Below are 19,111 nucleotides of genomic sequence, written 5' to 3' on the forward strand. Positions count from 1 at the left end.
CTGGCTTGCCTGCGATGGCGATTTATCTGTGTCCAATCTGTCGCTGACCCACCGCAATCGCAGGCAAGCCAGCTCCCACATTGGCGGTATTCCAACCTGACTCAGCGTACGGCTTCGAAGAGTCCGGTGGCGCCCATCCCACCCCCCACACACATGGTGACAACCCCGTAACGCAGGTTGCGCCGTTGCAGTTCGCGCACCAGGTGCCCCACCTGCCGCGAGCCGGTCATGCCGAACGGGTGCCCGATGGAAATCGAGCCGCCGTTGACATTGTATTTGGCGTTATCGATCTCCAGGCGATTGCGTGCGTAAAGGCACTGGGAAGCAAAGGCCTCATTGAGTTCCCACAAGTCGATATCCGCCACCTGCAAACCCTTGGCCTTGAGCAACTTGGGCACCGAGAACACCGGGCCGATGCCCATCTCGTCCGGCTCGCAACCGGCCACGGTAAAGCCACGGAAGAACGCCTTGGGCTTGAGCCCCAGTTCCAGAGCTTTTCCCAGGCTCATCACCAGGGTCATCGACGCACCGTCGGAGAGCTGCGAGGAGTTACCTGCCGTCACCGAGCCATCCTCGGCAAACACCGGCTTCAAGCCGCTGAGGCTGGCCAGGGTGGTGTCCGGGCGGTTGCAGTCGTCCCGGTCTACCACGCCATCCAGGATCTGCACCGCGCCAGTGTTCTTGTCCTCGACCTTGTACTTGACCGCCATCGGCACGATTTCATCGTTGAACAAGCCATCAGCCTGGGCCTGGGCGGTGCGTTGCTGGCTTTGCAGCGCATAAAGGTCCTGGTCTTCGCGGCTGACGTGATAGCGGCGCGCAACGATTTCGGCGGTCTGGCCCATGGGGAAGTAAATGCCCGGCACCTGTTCCTTAAGCAGCGGGTTGATCAGGTTATCGGTGTTGACGCTCTTCATGGTCAGGCTGATGGACTCCACGCCACCGGCAACAATGATGTCGCTGCAGCCCGAAGCGATCTGGTTGGCGGCAATGGCAATCGCCTGCAAGCCCGACGAACAGAAGCGGTTGAGGGTCATGCCCGCCGTACCGGTGCCCAGTTGCGAGAGCACCGCCACATTGCGCCCGATGTTATAGCCCTGGGCGCCTTCGTTGGAGCCGGCACCGACGATGCAGTCTTCCACCGTCGCCGGGTCTATACCGTTGCGGGCCAGCAGCGCATTGACACAATGGGCCGCCATGTCATCGGGACGGGTCTGGTTGAACTTGCCGCGAAAGGATTTGGCCAGGCCGGTTCGCACGCTGTCGACGATCACTACTTCACGCATGGGCTACCTCGATCTTGTGGTTGTGGATCGAGGATAGATCCAGGCCTGGCCGACCGCGATGATCATTCACTGCGTGGATGCAAAAGCATGGAGCCTCTGTAGGAGCGAGCTTGCTCGCGAAAAACTAATAGGCGCCGCGTTCACTCAGGAAACACGCGTAATCGTTGACGTTTTTCGCGAGCAAGCTCGCTCCTACAGGCTATTTCTTTTTCTTCTTGTCGTGCTTGTCGCTTTTGTCAAACGCTTCTTCCAGCGCACGGTTGATGGTGCGCAGCACCTTGACCCGCGCCCAGCGCTTGTCGTTGGCCTCGACCAGAGTCCAGGGCGCCACCTCGGTGCTGGTGCGGTCAACCATATCGCCCACTGCCGCGCGGTAGTCGTCCCACTTGTCGCGATTGCGCCAGTCGTCTTCGGTGATCTTGAAGCGTTTGAAGGGGATTTCTTCACGGGCCTGGAAGCGCTCCAGTTGCGTCTCCTTGTCGATGGCCAGCCAGAACTTGACCACGATCACCCCCGCATCGCGCAGTTGCTCTTCGAAGTCATTGATCTCGCCATAGGCGCGCATCCAGTCCGCAGGGGTACAGAAGCCTTCGATGCGTTCCACCAGCACGCGGCCGTACCAGGAGCGGTCAAACACGGTGAACATGCCGCGCGCCGGGATTTTCTGCCAGAACCGCCATAGATAAGGCTGGGCCCGTTCGTCTTCGCTGGGCGCGGCAATCGGCACGATGTGGTACTGGCGCGGGTCCAGTGCTGCCGCCACTCGACGGATCGCCCCACCCTTGCCCGCCGCGTCGTTGCCCTCGAACACGCTTACCAGCGCGTGCTTGCGCATACGTTTGTCGCGCATCAGGCCAGAGAAGCGCGCCTGTTCGGTAATCAGTTGCTCTTCATAGTCGTCCTTGTCCAGGCGCAGGGTCATGTCGAGGCTGTCGAGCAGGCTCTTTTGGTCCACCGAGGCAAGCAACGGCGCCGGGTTCATGCCGCTGGCCTTGACCTTGGCCTGGTTCAGGGCACTTTGCAGCCCATCGAGCAGGATCTTGCCCACGGTCAGCCCACGGTAATGGGGGTCGACGCCTTCGATCACATGCCACGGCGCGTAATCGCGGCTGGTGCGGCGCAGCACACGCTCACCGAAATGCACGAACTTGTCGTAGGTCTTGGACTGCTGCCAGTCCAATGGGCTGATGCGCCAGCTGTGCAGCGGGTCGTCGGCCAGGGCCTTGAGGCGCGCCTTCATCTGTTTTTTGGACAGGTGGAACCAGAACTTGAAGATCAGCGCACCTTCATCGCAGAGCATCTTTTCCAGACGTTCGGCGCCGGCGATGGCCTGGTCCAGGCGCGCATCCTTGATCTGCCCATGCACGCGGCCTTGCAGCATCTGGCTGTACCAGTTGCCGAAGAAAATGCCCATGCGGCCCTTGGCCGGCAGTTGCCGCCAGTAGCGCCAGGCCGGTGGACGCGCCAGTTCTTCGTCGGTCTGCTGGTCGAAGGTGCGCACTTCGATCAGGCGCGGGTCCATCCATTCATTGAGCAGCTTGACGGTTTCACCCTTGCCCGCGCCCTCGATGCCGTTGATGAGGATGATCACCGGGAAGCGTTTCTGCTGTTGCAGCTCGTACTGAACTTCCAGCAAGGCTTCACGCAAGGCCGGCACTTCGGCGTCGTAGGTGTCTTTGTCGATGGCGTGACCGATTTCGGCGGATTCGAACATGGGCAGCTCCGTTTCAAGATGGCTCAAGACTAGCGGATTGGGCCCCGACACGCGCAAGGAAATACAACCCAGCCTTGCCATGGATCAATTCAACGCCGGTTGATCGGCTAGAATGGCCGCCTTGCCTTTGCCCGCTTTCATTTTATGAGCCGCCATGAACCCCATCACCCACGCCCAGCTCGACTGGGATGACCAAGGCCGCCCGCATTCGCGGGTATTCGACGACGTGTATTTCTCCGACCAATCGGGCCTGGAAGAAACCCGCTACGTGTTCCTGGAGCAGAACCGCTTGCAGGAACGCTTCGCCGCCTTGCCCGCAGGTGGGCGCCTGGTGATTGGTGAAACTGGCTTCGGCACCGGCTTGAACTTCCTCTGCGCCTGGCAGTTGTTCGAACAGCACGCAGTCGCCGGTGCGCGGCTGCACTTCGTCAGCGTGGAAAAGTACCCCCTCAGCCATGCCGACCTGCAACGCGCCCTCGCCCTCTGGCCCGAACTGCAACCCTTGGCCGAGCAACTGCTGGCGCAATACATTGCCATCCACCAGGGTTTCCAGCGCCTGGTACTGGACAACGGCCGCGTGACCCTGACCCTGTTGATCGGCGATGCGCTGGAACAATTGCCGCAACTGGACGCCCAGGTCGATGCATGGTTTCTCGACGGGTTCGCCCCGGCGAAAAACCCCGACATGTGGACCGCCGAGCTGTTCGCCCAACTGGCGCGCCTGGCGGCACCGGGCTCGACCATCAGCACCTTCACCAGCACCGGCTGGGTAAGGCGGTTGATCAATGCAGCCGGGTTCAAGATGAAACGCACGCCAGGCATCGGCCATAAGTGGGAGATCCTGCGTGGGGAGTTTGTCGGTTGGCCCGCCGACTTACCCGCGCCGGCCCCACGTAAACCCTGGTTCGCCCGGCCACCCGCCATCGAGGGAGAACGTCATGCCTTGGTCATCGGCGGTGGCCTGGCCGGTTGCGCGACCGCCGCCAGCCTGGCCGCCAGGGGTTGGCGTGTCAGCCTTCTGGAGCGCCACGCCGGCTTGGCACAGGAAGCGTCGGGCAACCCACAGGGTGTGTTGTACCTCAAGCTTTCGGCCCATGGCACGGCCTTGTCCCAGCTGATAGTCAGCGGTTTTGGCCACACCCGACGCCTGCTGGAACATTTGCACCGAGGTGTCGATTGGGACGGCTGTGGCGTGTTGCAACTGGCGTTTGACGCCAAAGAGATCCAGCGTCAGGCTCAATTGGCAAACGCCTTTGCTCCGGACCTGTTGCATCTGCTGGACCGCGAGCAGGCGCAGCAAAAGGCGGGAATCGAACTGGCCCACGGCGGGTTGTTTTTTCCAGAGGGCGGTTGGGTGCATCCGCCCGCGCTGTGCCAGTGGCAGGCCAAACATCCACTGATTGAAGTGCTCACCCACCACGAGGCACTGGAACTGCACCGGCTCGACGACCAATGGCAAGCCCGCGCCGGTGACCGCGTGCTGGCCAGCGCCGGTGTCGTGGTGCTCGCCGGGGCTGCGGAGATCAAGCGTTTCCCCTTCAGTGCAGACATACCGCTCAAGCGCATCCGCGGGCAGATCACTCGGCTGGCGCAAACCTGCGCGAGTAAAGCGCTGGCCACGGTGGTCTGTGCCGAGGGCTACGTCGCGCCGGCCCGGCTTGGCGAACACACCCTGGGCGCCAGTTTTGACTTCAACAATCAAGACCTCACGCCCACGCCCGCCGAACACAGCGGCAACCTGCAGATGCTGCGCGAGATGTCTACCGACCTGCTGCAGCGCCTGGGTGCCGACCGCCTGGCGGCCGAACAACTGGAAGGCCGTGCCGCGTTTCGTTGTACCAGCCCCGACTACCTGCCCATCGTTGGGCCACTGGCCGACCATGCGGCGTTTCAGCAGGCTTATGCGGTACTGGGCAAAGACGCCCGGCAAGTGCCGCAAACGCCCTGCCCGTGGCTGCCGGGGCTGTTTCTCAATAGCGGCCATGGCTCGCGTGGCCTGATCACTGCGCCGTTGTGCGGCGAACTGCTGGCTGCATGGCTGAGTGATGAGCCCCTGCCAGTGCCCACCAGCGTAGCCGAGGCTTGCCACCCCAATCGATTTGCCCTGCGCACGCTGGTGCGAGGCCAGGGCGCTGCACAAAAAAAGCCGGATTAAAGGCAAGGCGGCTATCTGCCTTATAACTTATCGGTCTAAAACTCCACGCATAGCACTGGGTCAGTTTCTGGGTACGCGCCCTTTTGGGCGTATTGAGTATTGACCCCTCCCCAACGGAAAAACCGGTAAGGAATTTATGTGTGGACTAGCTGGCGAGTTACGCTTTGATCATCAACCTGCCGACCTGGCAGCCGTAGAACGCATCACGCACCACCTCGCCCCCCGAGGCCCCGACGCCTGGGGCTTTCATGCCCAAGGGCCGATTGCCCTGGGCCACCGCCGCCTGAAGATCATGGACCTGTCGGACGGCTCTGCCCAACCGATGGTCGACGCCCATCTGGGGCTGTCCCTGGCGTTCAATGGCGCTATCTATAATTTCCCGGAGCTGCGCCAAGAGCTGGAAGCCCTGGGTTACGCCTTCTATTCCGGCGGCGACACCGAAGTGCTGCTCAAGGGCTACCACGCCTGGGGCGAAGCGCTGCTGCCCAAGCTCAACGGCATGTTCGCTTTCGCCATCTGGGAGCGTGATGCCCAGCGTCTGTTCATCGCTCGTGACCGTCTCGGTGTGAAGCCCTTGTACCTGTCGCGCACCGGCCAACGCCTGCGCTTTGCCTCAGCGTTGCCCGCGTTGCTCAAGGGTGGGGATATCAACCCGATCCTCGATCCGGTCGCCCTCAACCACTACCTGAATTTCCACGCCGTGGTCCCTGCGCCGCGCACGCTGTTGGCCGGCATCGAAAAGCTGCCGCCCGCCAGCTGGATGCGCATCGACGCCAGCGGCAAGACCGAACAGAAAACCTGGTGGACCCTGCCCTACGGGCCCCATGAGGACGAAAAACACCTGACCCTGGAAGACTGGACCGACCGCGTGCTCGACAGCACCCGCGAAGCCGTGGCCATTCGCCAACGTGCGGCGGTGGATGTGGGGGTGCTGCTGTCCGGCGGCGTCGACTCGAGCATGCTCGTCGGCCTGCTGCGTGAAGTGGGCGTGGAGGATTTGTCGACCTTTTCCATCGGCTTTGAAGACGCCGGCGGCGAACGTGGCGACGAGTTCCAGTACTCAGACCTGATCGCCAAACACTACGGCACCCATCACCACCAACTGCGCATCGCCGAAAGCGAGATCATCGAGCAACTGCCGGCCGCCTTCCGCGCCATGAGCGAGCCGATGGTCAGCCATGACTGCATCGCCTTCTACCTGCTGTCGCGGGAAGTGGCCAAGCATTGCAAAGTGGTGCAGAGCGGCCAGGGCGCCGATGAACTGTTCGCCGGTTACCACTGGTACCCGCAAGTGGACGGTGCCAGCGACCCGTACGCGGCCTACCGCGAGGCGTTTTTCGACCGCAGCTACGACGACTACGCGGCGACCGTCGCGCCCCAATGGCTGACCGCCAACGACGCTGCTGGCGATTTCGTGCGCGAGCACTTTGCAATGCCGGGCGCCGACGCAGCGGTGGACAAGGCCCTGCGCCTGGACAGCACGGTGATGCTGGTGGACGACCCGGTCAAACGCGTCGACAACATGACCATGGCCTGGGGCCTGGAAGCGCGCACGCCGTTTCTCGACTACCGCCTGGTAGAACTGTCGGCTCGTGTGCCGGCCCAGTTCAAGCTACCCGACGGCGGCAAACAGGTGCTCAAGGAAGCGGCGCGCCGCGTGATCCCCAGCGAAGTCATCGACCGCAAGAAAGGCTACTTCCCCGTGCCCGGCCTCAAGCACCTGCAGGGCGACACCTTGAACTGGGTGCGCGAGTTGCTGCTGGACCCGAGCCAGGACCGCGGGCTGTTCAACCCGGCCATGCTCGACCGCTTGCTCACCGACCCGCAAGGCCAACTGACCCCACTGCGCGGCTCCAAGCTGTGGCAGTTGGCGGCGCTGAACCTGTGGCTGAGCGAACAAGGAATCTGATCCATGAAACCGAATGCCGCGGCTTACAGCCAACGCTTACTCAAGGGCCAGGCGCCGACCTACGAGCGCCTGCAAGCGCGCCTGGCCGAAGATGGCAGCGCACTGGCCGCCGACCCGATTGCGGTGCATTGCGGCTGGGGCCGTTTGTTGATCGGCCACACCTTTCCCGACCCGGCAAGCCTGGCCCAGGAACTGCTCAACGAGCAGCCTGGCGAGCGCGATATCGCGCTGTACGTGGCCGCGCCCCAGCAAATCCTGGGCATTGACCCGCAGCAACTGTTCCTCGACCCGTCCGACACCCTGCGCCTGTGGTTCACCGACTACCGCCCGGCCACCCGGGTCTTTCGCGGCTTTCGTATCCGCCGGGTGCAGAGCGAGGCCGACTGGCAAGCGGTCAACCACCTGTACCAGGGCCGCGGGATGCTGCCTGTCGACCCGGAACGCCTCACCCCACGCCATCAAGGCGGCCCGGTGTACTGGCTGGCCGAAGATGAAGACAGCGGCGCGGTGATTGGCAGCGTGATGGGCCTCAACCATCACAAGGCCTTCCACGACCCGGAGAACGGATGCAGCCTCTGGTGTCTGGCCGTCGACCCTCAATGCACCCGCCCTGGCGTCGGTGAAGTGTTGGTGCGCCACTTGGTGGAGCACTTCATGAGCCGAGGCTTGAGCTACCTGGACTTGTCGGTGCTGCACGATAACCGCCAGGCCAAGAGCCTTTACGCCAAGCTGGGCTTTCGGGCGTTGACCACCTTTGCAATCAAGCGCAAGAACGGCATCAATCAACCGCTGTTTCTGGGCCCGGGGCCCCAGGCGGAGTTCAACCCTTACGCGCGCATCATTGTCGAAGAAGCCCACCGACGCGGTATTGATGTGCAAGTGGACGACGCCGATGCGGGCCTGTTCACCCTTAGCCACGGCGGGCGTCGCGTGCGTTGCCGTGAGTCCCTGAGCGACCTGACCAGCGCCATCAGCATGACCCTGTGCCAGGACAAGAGCCTGACCCACAAGGTGCTCAAGGCTGCAGGCCTGCAGGTGCCGGTGCAACAGTTGGCGGGCAGTGCCGACGACAACCTGGAGTTTCTCGACGAACACCAGCGCATCGTGGTCAAGCCGCTGGATGGCGAGCAAGGCCATGGCGTCGCCGTGGATCTGCGCAGCATCGAAGAGGTGCAGCAGGCGATCGAAGCGGCGCGCCAGTTCGACAGCCGCGTGTTGCTGGAAAGCTTCCACGAAGGCCTGGACCTGCGGATTCTGGTGATCGGTTTTGAAGTGGTCGCGGCTGCGATTCGTCGCCCTGCCGAAGTGATCGGCGACGGCCAACATTCGATTCGCGCGTTGATCCAGGCGCAAAGCCGTCGTCGCCAGGCGGCCACCGACGGCGAGAGCAAAATCCCGCTGGATGCAGAAACCGAGCGCACCCTAAAAGCCGCAGGTTACGACTACAACAGCATCCTGCCCCGTGGCGTGCAACTGGCCGTGCGACGCACCGCCAACCTGCACACCGGGGGTTGCCTGGAAGATGTCACGGCGATCCTGCACCCCACGCTGGTGGACGCGGCCGTGCGTGCGGCCCGTGCCCTGGATATCCCTATGGTCGGCCTGGACCTGATGGTACTTGCGGCCGACCAGCCAGAGTATGTGTTTATCGAAGCCAACGAACGGGCCGGCCTGGCCAACCATGAACCGCAACCCACGGCTGAGAAGTTTGTGGATTTGTTGTTTCCACACAGTCAGCCGGCTACCTGACTACCGATCGTTACCACGCTCCGCGTGGGAATGCAGCCTGTGACGCTCTGCGTCACCACAGCGGACGCAGAGCGTCCCTGAGGCATTCCCACGCAGAGCGTGGGAAAGATCGCACGATCGCAGCGCGTCGATCGCCCTCAACTCATCAGGAGTTTCCATGACCCGAACCATTCCCGAACCCGATCTCGCGTACCTGCAAAAAGTGCTGCTGGAAATGCTCGCCATTCCCAGCCCCACCGGTTTTACCGACACCATCGTGCGTTACGTCGCCGAACGCCTGGAAGAGCTCGGCATTCCGTTTGAAATGACCCGGCGCGGCACCATTCGCGCTACCCTCAAGGGCCAGAAAAACAGCCCTGACCGCGCCGTCTCCGCCCACCTGGACACCATCGGCGCCGCCGTGCGTGCGATCAAGGACAACGGGCGCCTGACCCTGGCGCCGGTGGGCTGCTGGTCGAGCCGCTTTGCCGAAGGCAGCCGGGTCAGCCTGTTCACCGACAACGGCGTGATTCGCGGCAGCGTATTGCCGTTGATGGCCTCCGGGCACGCGTTCAACACTGCCGTGGATGAAATGCCGGTGAGCTGGGACCATGTGGAACTGCGCCTGGACGCCTACTGCGCCACGCGTGCCGACTGCGACTCCCTGGGCATCAGCATCGGTGACTACGTGGCGTTCGACCCACTGCCCGAGTTCACCGAGAGCGGGCATATCAGCGCTCGCCACCTGGACGACAAGGCCGGCGTCGCTGCCCTGCTCGCCGCGCTCAAGGCCATCGTCGACAGTGGCGAACCCTTGCTGATCGACTGCCACCCGCTGTTCACCATTACCGAGGAAACCGGCAGTGGTGCAGCGGCCGCCCTGCCCTGGGATGTGAGTGAGTTTGTCGGCATCGATATTGCCCCGGTCGCCCCCGGCCAGCACTCCAGCGAACACGCGGTGAGCGTGGCCATGCAGGACTCCGGCGGGCCCTATGATTATCATCTGTCCCGCCACTTGCTGCGCCTGGCGTCGGAGAACGACCTGCCGGTACGCCGCGATCTGTTCCGCTATTACTTCAGCGATGCGCACTCGGCGGTCACCGCCGGCCATGATATACGCACCGCCCTGCTGGCCTTCGGTTGTGACGCCACCCACGGTTACGAGCGTACCCATATCGACAGCCTCGCCGCCCTGAGCCGCTTATTGGGCGCCTATATCCTCAGCCCGCCGGTGTTTGCCAGCGATGCGCAACCGGCCCAGGGCTCACTGGATCGGTTCAGTCATCAGATCGAGCATGAAACGCAAATGGAGAGCGACACCCGCGTGCCGTCGGTGGACAGCCTGGTCGGCCAGAAGTCCTGACGCGGGGTGAGTGAATACTGGCAACAAAAGTCCCGGCACAGTAGCATCGCCGGGACCTGACACCTGAGGCTTGTATGCTGATTCCCTACGATGCACTTGAAGTCGACACCCTGACCCGCCTCATCGAAGACTTCGTCACCCGCGACGGCACCGACAATGGCGACGACACGCCCCTGGAAACCCGCGTGCTGCGCGTGCGCCAGGCGCTGACCAAAGGCCAGGCGCTGATCGTCTTCGACCCCGAGAGCGAGCAATGCCAGTTGATGCTCAAGCACGATGTGCCCAAGCATCTGTTCGACTGAAAAGCTGCGCCTAAGGGTTGGGCACCGGCACGGGATGAGTAGCCTGGCCCTCGCCTTTGAGAATCTTGCGGTACACCTCGGAGCGGTACACGTTGACGCCCATCGGCGCCTCGATGCCAAACTTCACATGAGTGCCGTTCACGTCAAGGATATGCACGGTGATGTCATCGCCAATGGCGATGGCTTCGCCTATGGCACGGCTTAAGACCAGCATGGCGGTAGTCCTTTTCCAGTAACAGGACCTCGACCATGCCCCCTTGGCGCTGGACCGACAATGGCTTGCGGGCAAATCAGGCATCTCCTACACAGGTAGGTAACTTGCCTGACAGACCCCAGCCAAATCAGGCCTTAACAGCCTGCGCCTTGGCGCGCATCTTGTCGGCCATCAGGGTCATTTCGTCATACAGCAACTGCGGATTTTTCTGTTTCAACGCCCAAGCCATGCGGCCTTGCTCGTGGGGCAGGATCATGAATTCGCCTTCGGCCACGCGCTGGTAAATGTAGTCGGCAATATCCGCCGCCGAGATGGGCGAACTCTCAAGCAACTTGCCCACTTGAGCCTTCATGGCTGGGGTTGGCCCACGGAACGAGTCGAGCAGGTTGGTCTGGAAAAACGACGGGCACACCACATGCACGCCCACTTCCTGTTGCTTGAGCTCCACCAACAGGCTCTCGGACAACGCCACCACGCCCGCCTTGGCCACGTTGTAGTTGCTCATGGCCGGGCCTTGCATCAGCGCTGCCATTGACGCGATGTTGATGATCCGCCCCTTGCTCTTTTCCAACAGCGGCAGGAACGCCTTGCAGCCTTTGACGACGCCCATCAGGTTGATTGCGATCTGCCAGTCCCAATCCTCCAGGGACAGTTCAGCGAAGAACCCGCCCGAGGCCACGCCGGCGTTGTTGACGATCACATCGATGCCCCCGAGCTTCACCTCACAGGCCTGGGCAAAGGCCGTGAGCTGGCTGTAGTCACGCACGTCGCAGCGCTGGGTAAAGCCATCCCCCCCGGCTTCGCGAACCTGCTTGAGGGTTTCCTGCAAACCGGGCTCGCTGACATCAGACAACGCCAACTGCCAGCCTTCACGGGCCCAGCGCAGCGCGATTTCGCGACCCAGGCCAGACCCGGCGCCAGTGATCATCATGCGGTTTTGCATAGGAGGTAGCCTTGTGGTTCACGAAAGAAGTGACCGGCAGTGTAGCGAAGGATTTTGCTCTACCCACGCACCATCAGGGTGATGAATGCCCCGGGCAAACCGTGGGCTCGGTCGCAGGCGTGCCTATAGATTAAGTTCAATTTTTTTAACTGATTAGTTCAAGTTGCGCACGCGTTAAAAGAAATAAGCGACCCATCAAAATGTTTTATAAAAACAATGAATTTTTTACGAAGTGGCAGAGTCGGAATGGGTAAGGCGTCCCACTGTACATGGACGAACCAACGGTTAAACAGCCGGTTTTTGCAAAGAACCTATAAGGAATAAAACCATGAGCCTCATTCTGATTATTATCCTGATCCTGCTGCTGGTCGGTGGTCTGCCGGTGTTCCCGCACTCGCGTAACTGGGGTTATGGACCGTCGGGTATCCTGGGTGTGGTACTGGTTGTTCTGCTGGTGCTGTTGTTGCTCGGCAAGATATAAACACGGCGCTACGCTTTTTGTAGGAGCGAGCTTGCTCGCGAAAAAGGTACAGGCGCCGCGTTTATTCAGGACGCGCGTTATCATTGACCTTCTTCGCGAGCAAGCTCTCTCCTACAAGTAAGAAAGCAAAAAAAAGAGGCCCTCTAGAGGGCCTCTTTTTTATTGCCGGTCAGTTAGTCCGGTTTGCCATCTACCACACCTGCGGTGTTATCCAGCAGGCTCTTGGTCGCGGTCTGCAGGAACGACTCGAGCTTCTGCTTGAGCACAGCTTCGTCCGGCGACTCAGGAATCACCTTGCCAGTCGGCTCGGCGCCCAGTGTGTATTCCCACAACTTGGGTGGCATTTCCTTGGGCAATACCAGTACGCGGTCGCCGGTGAGCAAGGCCACGGTCTGGTCGCTGCCCGATGGCTTGATCACGCCGAAACCCTTGTCACCTTCCGGCAGGTTCAGCAGGTCGCGGCCCCAGCACTGGTGCAAGGTATCGCCGCCCAGGCGGCCCATGATGGTCGGCACTATGTCGATCTGGGTACCCACGGTGTGGTCACGCTCACCGAACTTCTCGCGCATGCCCGGTGCAATCATCAGCATCGGCACGTTGAAGCGACCCAGGTCCATCTCGGTGATCTGCTGCTCATTGCCAAAGCCGTGGTCACCGACGATCACGAACAGGGTTTCCTTGAAGTACGGCTCCTTGCGGGCCTTTTCAAAGAACTGGCCCAAGGCCCAGTCGGAGTAGCGCATGGCCGTCAAATGCTCGTTGAGGCTGCCACGGTCGGTGACTTTCTCTACCGGCAACGGGGTCGGCAATGCGTACGGCGTGTGGTTGGACAGGGTTTGCAGCAGTGCGTAGAACGGCTTGCCGCCTTCGCGCGCCTTCAGTTCTTCCAAGCCACGGTTGAACATGTCCTGGTCGGACACGCCCCATGTCGGGTCGGAGAACACTGGGTCGACGAAGTCATTGCGGCCGATGAAGTTGGTCATGCCCTGGTTGCTGAAGAAGCCCGACTGATTGTCCCAGGCGAAATCGCCGTTATAGACATACACATCGTCGAAATCACGCGCACTGAGCAACTGCGGCAGGCCCGACAGCTTGTGGCTGCCTTCCGGAGTCTGCATCAGGTATTCGAAACCCGGCAGGTTCGGGAAGCAGGCCATGGTGGCGAACATACCCTGGTGGGTGTGGGTGCCGTTGGAGAAGAAGCGGTCGAACAGCAAGCCCTCGTGGGTCAACTTGTCGAAGTACGGGGTGATATTGCCCGGACGTCCCAATGCGCCCACCGAATGACCAGCGAAGCTTTCCATCAGGATCACCACGACGTTCTTGATCGGCAGGGTTTTCTCGGCCGGTGGCGTGAAGTCACGACGCACGGCAGCGGTGTCGGTGTCTACCAGCTTCTCTTGCGGCAGCACCAGCATGTCACGCACGGTCTGGGTGGCCAGCGGTTGTTCCAGGGTCGCCTTCCAGATGTTGGCGCGGTCTTCACCGAAGCGCGCCTTGGCCGCCGCGATCAGCGACAAGGTGCCATTGAGGCCCAGCTGGTTGGCGAAGTTCGAATCGGTGGTGTAGACGTCACCCCAACGCAGCGGTGGCCCCTGGCGCAGGGTGCCACGGATGGCGACCACGGCGACCAGCAGGCAAACCATGAACACTGCGATGCGGCTGTACCATGGCGCCACCTGGCGCGTGCTGATAGTGCCGCCGCTGAAGGGGCCCCGTGGGCGCGTTGCGCGGTCAGCGCCCTTGAAGGCCATGCTCAGGATCAGCGTGCCCACGGCCCAGGCCAGCAGGTAGCGCACCACCGGGAAACCGTACCAGAGCATGCTCATCACGGTTTTCGGGTCTTCCTTCACATACTGGAAGACCAGGCCGTTGAGGCGCTGGTGGAATTCGCGGTAGAAGTCCATCTCCATCAGGCCAAGGAACAAGGCGATGCTGGACGCGACGGTCAGCCACAAACGGAAGAACCCGCGCGCTGCCATGGCCCGCACGCTGAACAGCGCCAACAGCAGCGGGATCAGCAGGTACATCACCAGGCGAATGTCCAGGCGCAGCCCGTTGGCGAAGGCTTCGAGGAACGTCGAGGCCGGCGTATCGAGGATCATCTCGCGGTTGTAGACCAGCAACGCCAGGCGCAGCAGGGAAAACATCACCATCATGACCAGTGCGCAGAGCAGCGTGTACGCCAGATGGGATTTGACGGTCGGTTGCAGCAGGCGATTTGAAGCTCGCTGCTGATTCAGGGCGTCCGGGTTTGCCATGTCGTTTTAGGACCCATTGGAAGTTTAAGTTGCGAAATAATGCAGTGGCGTCCGTCCCTCGCCCAGGCTGGCTGGGGTAGGCGGTTAACGCGGTGGCACAAATGGTGCCCGATCAAGGCCGGCAAGGCTATTAATTACTGAACGCATGCCACAGCCCTGCCTTTAAGGGCACTGGAGATAGAGCCCTGGCAGCCGGATAAAGCCGGAGAATTGTCTTGGATGGGATGTGAAAATTTCGTGCGGCGAATACTTTCGACACACAAATTTAATTAACGCCGTAAACCCCACTGTGGGAGCTGGCTTGCCTGCGATAGCGGTGTGTCAACCAATACAATGCAAGCTGACCCACCGCTATCGCAGGCAAGCCAGCTCCCACATTGACTGTGCCCGCTCCAAATCGAGTGGGTCGTCAGATCCGCACGTTACCGCGCGGCCCGGCGATAGCCCAGATGATCAGGCCCAGCACTGGCAACAGCAGGATCAACAGGATCCACAACACTTTGGCGCCGGTGCTGGCGCCGCTTTTGAACACGTTGATGATCGCCCAGATATCCAGCGCGAGGATGATCAGGCCAATCAGACTATTAAACGTGGAACCCATGGTGTCGCTCCTAAGTGAGGGCATGCACTTGTAGGATAGTCAGCCTTGGCGCGGGTTCCGTTTTATTTCAGACGTGTACGGCAATCTTCAAGGCTTCAAGCGAGGGCTCGGCCTTGATGCCGACTTCGGCACACAGTTCCAGCACTCGCGCCAGGTCGTTGCCGAACACCAGCACTGCCTGGATCTCGTCATCCAACAACTGGCTGAAGTTCATCAGCACATAACCGCCATCTTCCGGGCTCAGGGCGCTCATCTGGATCTGGATGCGGTTGAGCGCGGTCAGGTCTTCGGTCTTGGCCAGTTGCTTGGGCTTGAGGTTGAACGCCACGCCCGGACCGAACGACGCAACGATCTGGGCAAACAGGTCGCCATAGGTATCGGCCTGGAACAACACCGTGTCCGGCAGGCTACCGACCACCACCCACTCCCCCAGCGGGATCGGGAAACTGTCGTCGTAGTTGATATCCGGATTGGCCGCCAGGAACGCCGCCGGGTCCGCGTAGGCCTGGGCCGCTTCTTCGGCGATACGCGCTACTTCATCGTCCCCCATGACGCCGGCGCTGATTTTGCTGATGAGTTCGACGAGGGCGGTTTTCATGGGGCGATCCTGTAACGGGCAAGTTTTGAAGGGCGCGTAGCCTACACCAGTTTCTGCAACTGCGCCGCCGTATCCACCGCGCCCATGGTCTGCGCCGCGGCCAGTGCCGTCGCGCCTTGTGCATCGGTGGCCTTGGGGTTTGCGCCTTTACCAAGCAGATAGTCAACCATGTCAACGCGGTTGAACATCGCCGCCATCATCAAGGCCGTACGCCCGTCCGAGGAGGCCGCGTCAATCGGCGTGCCGCCCTCGATCAACGCCTGGACCACCGGCAGATTGCCTTTGAACGCCGCGCCGGCAATCGGCAACTGGTTCTTGTCGTTGGCGATCAGGGGGTCGGCCTTGAACTCCAGCAGCACTTTGACCGCCTCGGCATGGCCGTGGTACGCCGCGAGCATCAACAGGGTGTCGCCATTGTGATTACGAAAGTTGGCCGGCAGGCCTTTCGCCAACAGTGCGGCAAGCATGGCGGCGTCGCCGCGCCGCGCGACGTCGAAGACTTGCTCGGCAAACTCGGCGGCTTCGTCTTCGGTCATTTGTTTAGGCTGATCTGACATGGGGGCTCCTTGCTGAGGCGACTGACATAACTGTTTAAGGCGCCCAGTGTCGCGATGGAGTTCCCCGGTGTCATGGCTTTTTTGTCAAAAGTCGCCATAGCCAGAATCAATAACGGAATTGCCCGCCCTGGATCTGCGCCAGCAATTGCCCGGTCACCGGCACATAGGTGTCCGAACCCGGCAACCAGGCGTAGACCGGGTCATTGCCAGCCTTGTCCGGGTCGAACCCTTGCTCCTTGAGCTTCACTTTCTGGTACTTGAACGTGCCGGTGGTTTCCATCTTCACCTTGATCCGCAAAAACAACGGCACCGCATAAGGGGGCAGCTGACCGTGGGCGAATTGCAGCAGTTCGCGCATGTCCAGGCTGGCCAGGGATTCGCTGGGGGTGATGGCGACCATGCCTGCGCGGCCGTTGGTGTTGTCGATCTCGACGCCATAGGCCACCACTTCAGCGATCTGCGGGTGTTTCAGCAGGACGTTTTCCACCTCGGTGGTCGAGACGTTTTCGCCCCTCCAGCGATAGGTATCCCCCAGGCGATCGACAAATTGCGCATGGCCGAAACCGATGCTGCGAACCAGGTCGCCGGTGTTGAAATAGCGGTCGCCTTTTTCGAATACGTCGGTCAGTACCACCTTGCGGTTCTTTTCCGGGTCGGTGTAACCGTCGAAGGGCGACTTATCATCAATGCGCGCCAATAACAGGCCCTGCCCGCCAGTGGGCACCTTGACCATGAACCCATTGTTGCCGCGCAGCGGTTCGCCGGTGTCATGGGCGTAATCCACCAGCGCCCAATGCTGCAGGCAAAAGCCGATGGTGTTGTCAAAATTCAGCACGTTGGTAAAGCCGATATTGCCGTCGCTGGCGGCATAGAGTTCGCAGATATGCTCCACGCCATAACGCTGCTTGAACTGCGCCCACACACCGGGGCGCAGGCCGTTGCCGACCATCTTGGTCACCTGGTTATCGCGGTCCTGCGCACTCGCGGGCTGGTCGAGCAGATAGCGGCACAGCTCACCGACATAGCCCAGAGTGGTCGCCTTGAACTGGCGTGCATCGTCCCAGAACTGGCTGGCGCTGAATTTGCGCCGAATGGCAAAGCCGGACGCGCCGATAATCGACGCCCCCCAGCACACGCACAGGCCGGTGGCGTGGTATAGCGGCAAGGTGCAATAGAGGACGTCCTGCGGCCCCATGTCCAGAGCGATACTGCCGAAGCTCACGGCGGTTTTGGTCCAGCGCCCGTGCTTCATGATGCCGGCCTTGGGCAAGCCGGTGGTGCCGGAGGTGTAGATATAGAAGCAGGGATCGTGGAAGAACACCTGCGCGGAACTCGCCGGGTTGTCCACCGGGCTTTCGGCACTGGCGGCCATCAGGTCGATGTAGCCGTCGGGCACCCTACTGCCCGGCTGATCGGCCACGAACCAAGTGCGCTCGGCCGGGATCTGGACTTGATCGCGCACTGCTGCGTAAGGGCTCAGCAATTCGGCACCGACCACAATGGCAACCGGCTTGACCAGGGTCAGGCTGTGTACCAGCGCCCCTTGAGTTTGCGCCGTGTTGAGCATGGCGCAGATGCCGCCCAGCTTGGCCACGGCCAGCACGTTGAGCAGCAACTCGGGGCGATTCTCGATAAACAGCGCTACCACATCGCCCTTGCGGATGCCCTGGGCCTGCAAGTGATGGGCAATGCGATTGGCGCACTGATTGGCGTCGCGGTAGCTGATCACGCTGTCCCCATACAGCAGGGCAGCACCGTCAGGGTTACGCAAGGTGGCTTGTTCGAAATGCCAGCCCAGGCCGCAGGGTTGGTTGGGGTCGGTGACGTTGGCCGCACGCATGCCGCGCACCACCCGTGGGAGCGCCCGAACAATGGCAGGCACCTTACGCAGCATCATGCGCCAGGTGATCATGTCGACTTGCTGATGAGTCATGGAGGGACGTCCCTTTTCTTATTCTTGGTCTGGTCCAGGTACATCGACTGGTGTAGCGGAAAATACGTCAGCGGTTCTTTGGCTGTACACGCGGGATTTGAAAAGTTTTGTATCCCGTGGCGGCCGCCCGATGCCTATCCCCCTGACACTCCACCATTTAAATGTGGGAGCCGCCTTGCCTGCGATGACGGCCTGCCAGCCGACCGGGATTTTTCCTGGCAAAAGGCGGTCAGTATCATTACAGCCCTTCCCCTCCGGCCCGGAAAATCACCGGGCAGATAGCGCAAAATGCAGGATGCACGATGGCCCTTCATGCAAATTGCACGAAAATGAAAATCCTATAAATTTATAAATGACTGATTTGTAAGGATTTTCTAGAAAATCCAATACTGGCACAATCACTGCACCTATCACTCCATGCTTGCCAACTTGAGCCAATGGAGCTGATAGACATGAGCCTGATCCAAGATAAATTCGCTTCGGTATTCTCCAACTACGACGTCACCACCCAGCCACGTCCGGACGGCGGTATCCTGTTGACCCTGCGCAACAGCGAAGGTAAACAGGTCAAGCGCTCGATCTCTTATCAGCAGTTGCACACCGCCGATCAACTGACCTGGGTCATCAGCGCCATTCGCCGTGACTTGGCTGAACAAGCCAGCGAACTGCCGCAGATTTCGATGTTGCAAAGCCAGAACCGCTTTGCGCTGCCGACTTATCATTCGGCCTAAGCTGAAAATCCGAAAAAAAAGGGCCGCGACGCTACTCAGCGTCGCGGCCCTTTTTCATGCCGTTAACATAAGCCCTGGCGTGCGGCCTCATTCTTTGCCTGTACACGGTTGGTGACATCCAACTTGCCGTAGATGTTGCGCAGATGAAATTTAACCGTGGCTTCAGAGGTGGCGCGAATCTGGCTGATTTCCCAGACGGTCTTGCCCTCGGAGGCCCATCGCAGGATTTCCAGCTCGGTGGAAGTCAGGGGCTTGCCGGACAAGCTCATGCGTTTTCTGATAGCCGTCGGCACGATAACCAACGGGCGATACGTCTCCTCGGGGCCACTCATTGT

At 61.0% G+C, this 19,111-nt stretch carries 17 protein-coding genes; 7 read left to right on the top strand and 10 right to left on the bottom strand.

The genetic code is table 11. The features are described 5' to 3' along the window. Window positions 1-101: 101 nt before the first annotated feature. Both ACP7CZ_RS03525 and pap read right to left on the bottom strand, forming a co-directional pair. The gene (locus tag ACP7CZ_RS03525; protein WP_089041979.1) at window positions 102-1,286 is read right to left on the bottom strand and encodes a thiolase family protein; all 1,185 of its coding nucleotides are present in this window, start codon (window positions 1,284-1,286) and stop codon (window positions 102-104) included. Between the two features lie 199 nt (window positions 1,287-1,485). Beyond that, complete coding sequence (gene pap / locus ACP7CZ_RS03530; protein WP_054920485.1) at window positions 1,486-3,000, bottom strand: polyphosphate:AMP phosphotransferase; 1,515 nt, start codon at window positions 2,998-3,000, stop codon at window positions 1,486-1,488. A 154-nt stretch (window positions 3,001-3,154) separates the two neighbouring features. Between pap and mnmC the strand changes: the two genes are divergently transcribed. From mnmC to ACP7CZ_RS03555, 5 genes are all read left to right on the top strand, one after another. After that, window positions 3,155-5,155, top strand: coding sequence for a bifunctional tRNA (5-methylaminomethyl-2-thiouridine)(34)-methyltransferase MnmD/FAD-dependent 5-carboxymethylaminomethyl-2-thiouridine(34) oxidoreductase MnmC (mnmC, locus tag ACP7CZ_RS03535; protein ID WP_054896317.1), 2,001 nt, complete (start codon window positions 3,155-3,157; stop codon window positions 5,153-5,155). Between the two features lie 136 nt (window positions 5,156-5,291). Then, window positions 5,292-7,064, top strand: coding sequence for an N-acetylglutaminylglutamine amidotransferase (locus ACP7CZ_RS03540; protein ID WP_014719264.1), 1,773 nt, complete (start codon window positions 5,292-5,294; stop codon window positions 7,062-7,064). A gap of 3 nt (window positions 7,065-7,067) precedes the next feature. Next, window positions 7,068-8,813: an N-acetylglutaminylglutamine synthetase gene (ngg, locus tag ACP7CZ_RS03545; RefSeq protein WP_236455856.1), complete on the top strand. Its 1,746-nt coding sequence runs from the start codon at window positions 7,068-7,070 to the stop codon at window positions 8,811-8,813. A gap of 157 nt (window positions 8,814-8,970) precedes the next feature. Continuing rightward, window positions 8,971-10,155: an osmoprotectant NAGGN system M42 family peptidase gene (locus ACP7CZ_RS03550; RefSeq protein ID WP_294363264.1), complete on the top strand. Its 1,185-nt coding sequence runs from the start codon at window positions 8,971-8,973 to the stop codon at window positions 10,153-10,155. Between the two features lie 74 nt (window positions 10,156-10,229). Next, window positions 10,230-10,457, top strand: a complete 228-nt coding sequence (locus ACP7CZ_RS03555) for a YheU family protein (protein ID WP_003192759.1) — start codon at window positions 10,230-10,232, stop codon at window positions 10,455-10,457. A 10-nt stretch (window positions 10,458-10,467) separates the two neighbouring features. Here ACP7CZ_RS03555 and csrA read toward each other — a convergent pair whose 3' ends face one another. Both csrA and ACP7CZ_RS03565 read right to left on the bottom strand, forming a co-directional pair. Then, window positions 10,468-10,671, bottom strand: coding sequence for a carbon storage regulator CsrA (csrA, locus tag ACP7CZ_RS03560; protein WP_072433735.1), 204 nt, complete (start codon window positions 10,669-10,671; stop codon window positions 10,468-10,470). Window positions 10,672-10,798: 127 nt separating this feature from the next. Then, entirely contained in the window at window positions 10,799-11,614 is an 816-nt protein-coding gene (locus tag ACP7CZ_RS03565; RefSeq protein ID WP_014719268.1) for an SDR family oxidoreductase, read from the bottom strand. Window positions 11,615-11,942: 328 nt separating this feature from the next. On the opposite strand from ACP7CZ_RS03565, the gene ACP7CZ_RS03570 reads away from it, so the two are divergent. Further along, window positions 11,943-12,095 (top strand): DUF3309 family protein, encoded by a 153-nt coding sequence (locus ACP7CZ_RS03570; protein WP_003192767.1) that lies wholly within the window; start codon window positions 11,943-11,945, stop codon window positions 12,093-12,095. Window positions 12,096-12,268: 173 nt separating this feature from the next. Here ACP7CZ_RS03570 and ACP7CZ_RS03575 read toward each other — a convergent pair whose 3' ends face one another. The 5 genes from ACP7CZ_RS03575 to ACP7CZ_RS03595 all read right to left on the bottom strand — a co-directional run bounded on the left by ACP7CZ_RS03575 (window position 12,269) and on the right by ACP7CZ_RS03595 (window position 18,045). Then, entirely contained in the window at window positions 12,269-14,356 is a 2,088-nt protein-coding gene (locus ACP7CZ_RS03575) for an LTA synthase family protein (protein WP_034126149.1), read from the bottom strand. A gap of 409 nt (window positions 14,357-14,765) precedes the next feature. Further along, window positions 14,766-14,957 (bottom strand): PLDc N-terminal domain-containing protein, encoded by a 192-nt coding sequence (locus ACP7CZ_RS03580; protein WP_003192770.1) that lies wholly within the window; start codon window positions 14,955-14,957, stop codon window positions 14,766-14,768. A gap of 67 nt (window positions 14,958-15,024) precedes the next feature. After that, window positions 15,025-15,555: a hypothetical protein gene (locus tag ACP7CZ_RS03585; RefSeq protein ID WP_054896321.1), complete on the bottom strand. Its 531-nt coding sequence runs from the start codon at window positions 15,553-15,555 to the stop codon at window positions 15,025-15,027. Between the two features lie 41 nt (window positions 15,556-15,596). Then, window positions 15,597-16,112 carry an ankyrin repeat domain-containing protein gene (locus ACP7CZ_RS03590; protein WP_014719271.1) on the bottom strand — a complete coding sequence of 172 codons (516 nt, stop codon included), beginning with the start codon at window positions 16,110-16,112 and terminating at the stop codon, window positions 15,597-15,599. Between the two features lie 106 nt (window positions 16,113-16,218). Next, entirely contained in the window at window positions 16,219-18,045 is a 1,827-nt protein-coding gene (locus ACP7CZ_RS03595; protein ID WP_294182729.1) for a long-chain-acyl-CoA synthetase, read from the bottom strand. A 452-nt stretch (window positions 18,046-18,497) separates the two neighbouring features. Here ACP7CZ_RS03595 and ACP7CZ_RS03600 point away from each other — a divergent pair, with 452 nt between their 5' ends. Beyond that, complete coding sequence (locus tag ACP7CZ_RS03600) at window positions 18,498-18,776, top strand: DUF3509 domain-containing protein (RefSeq protein ID WP_003172952.1); 279 nt, start codon at window positions 18,498-18,500, stop codon at window positions 18,774-18,776. Between the two features lie 62 nt (window positions 18,777-18,838). Here ACP7CZ_RS03600 and ACP7CZ_RS03605 read toward each other — a convergent pair whose 3' ends face one another. Beyond that, window positions 18,839-19,108: a response regulator transcription factor gene (locus tag ACP7CZ_RS03605; RefSeq protein WP_054896323.1), complete on the bottom strand. Its 270-nt coding sequence runs from the start codon at window positions 19,106-19,108 to the stop codon at window positions 18,839-18,841. Window positions 19,109-19,111: the final 3 nt, after the last annotated feature.

This window comes from Pseudomonas sp. DWP2-2, from assembly GCF_049897065.1.
Lineage (GTDB): Bacteria > Pseudomonadota > Gammaproteobacteria > Pseudomonadales > Pseudomonadaceae > Aquipseudomonas > Aquipseudomonas paracarnis.

Excerpts from the sequence above, each read along its gene's own strand:
- ACP7CZ_RS03580 (WP_003192770.1), bottom strand. The coding sequence starts at position 14,957 with ATGGGTTCCACGTTTAATAGTCTGATTGGCCTGATCATCCTCGCGCTG.
- ACP7CZ_RS03575 (WP_034126149.1), bottom strand. The coding sequence starts at position 14,356 with ATGGCAAACCCGGACGCCCTGAATCAGCAGCGAGCTTCAAATCGCCTG.
- ACP7CZ_RS03585 (WP_054896321.1), bottom strand. The coding sequence starts at position 15,555 with ATGAAAACCGCCCTCGTCGAACTCATCAGCAAAATCAGCGCCGGCGTC.
- ACP7CZ_RS03570 (WP_003192767.1), top strand. The coding sequence starts at position 11,943 with ATGAGCCTCATTCTGATTATTATCCTGATCCTGCTGCTGGTCGGTGGT.
- csrA (WP_072433735.1), bottom strand. The coding sequence starts at position 10,671 with ATGCTGGTCTTAAGCCGTGCCATAGGCGAAGCCATCGCCATTGGCGAT.
- ACP7CZ_RS03590 (WP_014719271.1), bottom strand. The coding sequence starts at position 16,112 with ATGTCAGATCAGCCTAAACAAATGACCGAAGACGAAGCCGCCGAGTTT.
- ACP7CZ_RS03565 (WP_014719268.1), bottom strand. The coding sequence starts at position 11,614 with ATGCAAAACCGCATGATGATCACTGGCGCCGGGTCTGGCCTGGGTCGC.
- ACP7CZ_RS03540 (WP_014719264.1), top strand. The coding sequence starts at position 5,292 with ATGTGTGGACTAGCTGGCGAGTTACGCTTTGATCATCAACCTGCCGAC.
- ACP7CZ_RS03605 (WP_054896323.1), bottom strand. The coding sequence starts at position 19,108 with ATGAGTGGCCCCGAGGAGACGTATCGCCCGTTGGTTATCGTGCCGACG.
- ACP7CZ_RS03550 (WP_294363264.1), top strand. The coding sequence starts at position 8,971 with ATGACCCGAACCATTCCCGAACCCGATCTCGCGTACCTGCAAAAAGTG.
- ACP7CZ_RS03595 (WP_294182729.1), bottom strand. The coding sequence starts at position 18,045 with ATGACTCATCAGCAAGTCGACATGATCACCTGGCGCATGATGCTGCGT.
- ACP7CZ_RS03555 (WP_003192759.1), top strand. The coding sequence starts at position 10,230 with ATGCTGATTCCCTACGATGCACTTGAAGTCGACACCCTGACCCGCCTC.
- ACP7CZ_RS03525 (WP_089041979.1), bottom strand. The coding sequence starts at position 1,286 with ATGCGTGAAGTAGTGATCGTCGACAGCGTGCGAACCGGCCTGGCCAAA.
- ACP7CZ_RS03600 (WP_003172952.1), top strand. The coding sequence starts at position 18,498 with ATGAGCCTGATCCAAGATAAATTCGCTTCGGTATTCTCCAACTACGAC.
- pap (WP_054920485.1), bottom strand. The coding sequence starts at position 3,000 with ATGTTCGAATCCGCCGAAATCGGTCACGCCATCGACAAAGACACCTAC.
- mnmC (WP_054896317.1), top strand. The coding sequence starts at position 3,155 with ATGAACCCCATCACCCACGCCCAGCTCGACTGGGATGACCAAGGCCGC.
- ngg (WP_236455856.1), top strand. The coding sequence starts at position 7,068 with ATGAAACCGAATGCCGCGGCTTACAGCCAACGCTTACTCAAGGGCCAG.